The sequence below is a fragment of the Marinobacter sp. genome (genome assembly GCF_041690455.1).
Classification (GTDB): domain Bacteria; phylum Pseudomonadota; class Gammaproteobacteria; order Pseudomonadales; family Oleiphilaceae; genus Marinobacter.
This window is the reverse complement of sequence record NZ_JAWLHI010000138.1, coordinates 1-3795: the sequence shown is the minus strand read 5'-3', so window position 1 is coordinate 3795 and position 3795 is coordinate 1. Positions and strand designations below refer to the sequence as shown.

Annotated in this window: 4 protein-coding genes; all 4 read left to right on the top strand. The window is 62.0% G+C overall.

Annotated features, from left to right (window positions below; translation table 11 throughout):
- Positions 1-760 (top strand): ABC transporter substrate-binding protein (locus ACESMW_RS18635; RefSeq protein WP_372988460.1); only part of this gene is annotated, 760 nt, incomplete at its 5' end.
- A 46-nt stretch (positions 761-806) separates the two neighbouring features.
- A complete protein-coding gene (locus tag ACESMW_RS18630; RefSeq protein WP_372988459.1) occupies positions 807-1805 on the top strand; it encodes an ABC transporter permease in 999 nt (332 codons plus the stop codon).
- Entirely contained in the window at positions 1802-3013 is a 1212-nt protein-coding gene (locus ACESMW_RS18625) for an ABC transporter permease (RefSeq protein WP_372988458.1), read from the top strand. The genes ACESMW_RS18630 and ACESMW_RS18625 overlap by 4 nt, the downstream gene beginning before the upstream one ends.
- Positions 3014-3148: 135 nt before the next feature.
- The gene (pal, locus tag ACESMW_RS18620; protein ID WP_372988457.1) at positions 3149-3655 is read left to right on the top strand and encodes a peptidoglycan-associated lipoprotein Pal; all 507 of its coding nucleotides are present in this window, start codon (positions 3149-3151) and stop codon (positions 3653-3655) included.
- Positions 3656-3795: the final 140 nt, after the last annotated feature.

Genomic DNA, 3795 nt, shown 5'->3' with positions numbered 1-3795 from the left:
AATCAACCAGGTCATCTATTACGGGTTCGCGCTGGAAACCGGCAACGGGCTGCTGCCGGCCAGCCCGCTTTACGACGAGGACCGAGAAACCCGCTGGACTCGGTTCGACCTGGAACAGGCCAATGCCCTGCTCGACGAAATGGGTCTGGAACGCGGCTCGGGTGGGATACGGCAACTGCCGGACGGGCGCCCGTTGCAGATCATCGTCGAAACCGCCGGCGAAAGCACGGAACAGACGGATGCACTGGAACTGGTGCACGATTCATGGCTGAGGGCGGGGGTCAAGGTCTACACCAAACCGCTGCAGCGCGAAGTGCTGCGCAACCGGGTGTTTTCCGGCAAGACACAGATGGCGATCTGGTCCGGCCTCGAGAACGGATTGGCCACGGCACAGATGTCGCCGGCGGAACTCGCTCCCACCAGCCAACAGCAATTGCAGTGGCCGCGCTGGGGACAATACCGGGAAACCAAGGGCCAGTCGGGCGAGCCGATCGACATGGCAGAGCCGCAACGGCTGTTCGATCTCTACCAGGAATGGCGCTATGCCCGGGACGACAGCCGCCGCAAGGCGGTTTGGGACGAGATGCTGGATATCTGGACAGACCAGGTGTTCACAATCGGGCTGGCTTCGGGCGTGTTGCAGCCGGTGGTGGCCACCACCCGTCTGCAGAACCTGCCGGACGAAGGCTTCTACAACTGGGACCCCGGCGCGCATTTCGGCTGCTACCGGCCGGATCGCTTCTGGCTGAAACCGGGCTAAGGAACACGGCGATGCGCACGATACCTCGCAGCAGGCAGGGCCTGCCATGCTGACCTACATGGCGCACCGTTTCCTGGTGATGATCCCGACCCTGCTCGCGATCAGCGTGCTGGTGTTCATCATCATCCAATTGCCGCCCGGCGACTATCTCACCACCTACATGGCCGAGTTGGAGGCCCAGGGCGAAGCCATCGATCAAGGCAAGATCGAGTTCCTGAGAAAGCAATACGGCCTCGACAAACCGTATTGGGAACAATACCTGCTCTGGCTTGGCGGCATGTTGACCGGCGATTTCGGCTATTCCTTCGCCTATGACCTGCCCGTGACGGAGGTGGTGGGCGACCGACTTTATCTCAGCTTCCTGCTGTCGTTTTCCACCATCATCTTCACCTGGGTCGTCGCCTTCCCCATCGGCATCTATTCTGCCACCCACCAATACAGCTGGGGCGATCACGGGCTGACGCTGGTCGGCTTTCTCGGGCTGGCAACGCCGAATTTCCTCCTGGCCCTGGTGCTGCTCTATTTGGGCAAGGTCTGGTTCGGCACGTCCATCGGCGGCCTGATGGACCCGCAATATCTGAACGAGCCGATGTCCTGGGCTAAGTTCCTCAGCGTGCTGGAGCATCTGTGGGTGCCCGTGGTCGTGATCGGCACCTCGGGGACCGCCGGCATGATCCGCCGCCTGCGCGCCAATCTGCTGGACGAGTTGCAGAAGCAGTATGTGGTCACGGCCCGCGCCAAGGGCCTCAGCCCGTTCAAGGTGCTGACGAAATACCCGCTGCGTATGGCGCTGAACCCGTTCATCGCCGACATCGGCAACCTGTTGCCACAGGTGGTTTCCGGCGCCGCCATCGTCTCGCTGGTCCTGTCGCTGCCGACCACCGGGCCCATGCTGATCGATGCGCTGCGAGCGCAGGACATGTATCTGGCAGGCTCGTTTCTGATGTTTCTTGCCTCGCTGACCGTGGTCGGCGTGCTGATTTCGGACCTGGCGCTGGCCGCGCTCGACCCGCGCATCCGCCTGGGCGGGGGAAGCGGGCAATGACGCCACCGGACCGCCCGTCCAAGTCCGACGACCGACCATCCGAGTCTGAGACGGAACCTCTACCGCACACGGTTTCGAGGGAGCCGTTCGACCCCTATTCCGTCGAGGCGGTAACCCCGGAACAGGAACGCTATTACCTCGCCACACAATGGCAGTTGATGTGGTGGAAGCTGAAACGGCACAAGCTGGCGGTTTGGTCCGGCGCATTTCTGATCGCCATGTACGCCTCCATCCTGATGAGCGAAATCCTGGCGCCCTATGCGCTGCAAACCCGCAACACCGATTTCCTGTATCACCCGCCACAGGCGGTGCACTGGTTTCACGAGGGCGAGTTCGTCGGCCCGTTCGTCTACAAGTCCATTGGCGAATTCGACCTTAAGGATTTCCAGTGGAAATACACCGAGGACCGAACCGAGCCACAAGCCATCCGGTTTTTCTGCCTGGGCGACAGCTACGAGTATTTCGGCCTGATCGAAGGCCGCTTCCACCTGATCTGCCCCGCGGAAGGCGGGCACCTGTTCCTGCTGGGCACCGACCGGCTCGGCCGGGATGTGCTCTCCCGCATCATCTATGGGGCCCGTATATCCCTGACGGTCGGACTGTTCGGGATCACCATTTCGTTCGTGATCGGCATCATCATCGGCGGCCTGGCCGGGTATTATGGCGGCTGGGTCGACAGCCTGACGCAACGGGTGATCGAGGTGGTGCGATCGTTTCCGGAACTGCCGCTTTGGATGGCGCTGTCTGCCGCTCTGCCGGTGACCTGGAGTCCGATCCTGATCTATTTCGGCATCACCATCATCCTCGGCCTGCTGGACTGGACCGGCCTCGCCCGCGCCGTGCGCTCCAAGCTGCTGGCGCTCCGGGAAGAGGATTTCACCACGGCGGCGGTGCTGATGGGTGCGAAGCCATCCCGCGTGATCGGCCGCCACTTGGTTCCGAATTTCATGAGCCATCTGATCGCGTCCGCCACGCTCTCCATTCCCAGCATGATCCTGGGTGAAACTGCGCTCAGCTTCCTGGGCCTGGGCTTGCGACCGCCTATCACCAGTTGGGGTGTGCTGCTGGTAGAAGCCCAGAACATCAACGTTGTGGCGCTCTATCCGTGGCTGATGCTGCCAGTGGTGCCGGTGATTCTGACGATCCTGGCTTTCAACTTTCTGGGCGACGGATTGCGCGACGCGGCGGACCCTTACAAAGGCGGGTAGCGTCAGAAGGTTATGATGCCGCGGCCCTCTGCGCCATTTGCTTTTGCACAGGCCACAGCGTAGATTCCGGCGCAGTGCGTCTGTGGGGATGCATCACGTTATAATCCCTTTCCACCTTGAGAGAGGAACCTCTAGATGCGGTTTTTATTGGTATTGGCCTTGGGCCTTTTCGTGGCGGCGTGCAGTACCAGCGAGCGGTCCGGTACGGACGCCAGTAGCACTGGATCCACCGGTACAACCACCGGCCAAACCATGACGGGACCGGAACCCGGTACGCAGGCTCACCTGAACCAAACCATCGGCGACCGCGTGTTCTTCGACTTCGACCGCTACAGCATCCGTTCGGACATGCAGGGTACCGTTTCGGCCTGGGCACAATGGATGAAAGAAAATCCGGGCGTGTCCATCCTGGTGGAAGGGCATGCCGACGAGCGTGGCACACGTGATTACAACTACGCGCTGGGCGCGCGCCGCTCGCACGAGGTGAAATTGGCCCTCACGGCGATGGGCGTCGATGGCGACCGGATCGAAACCACAACCTTCGGCAAGGACCGCCCGGCTGTGCTTGGCTCCAACGAAGCAGCTTGGGCCAAAAACCGCCGTGCTGTGGTCGTGGTCGCCAGCCAAGGGCCCAGCGCCTGACCCATGCTGTTGCCCAATGCAGTGCTCGCAGGTCTTCTGGTGATGGTGTTGCCGGTTTCGGCCGGCGCAGTCTCGCCGGAGGAGCTGCGAACTCCGCTCTTGCGTGGCGACTTTACCCAAGTCGCCACGCCCCCCGCGGC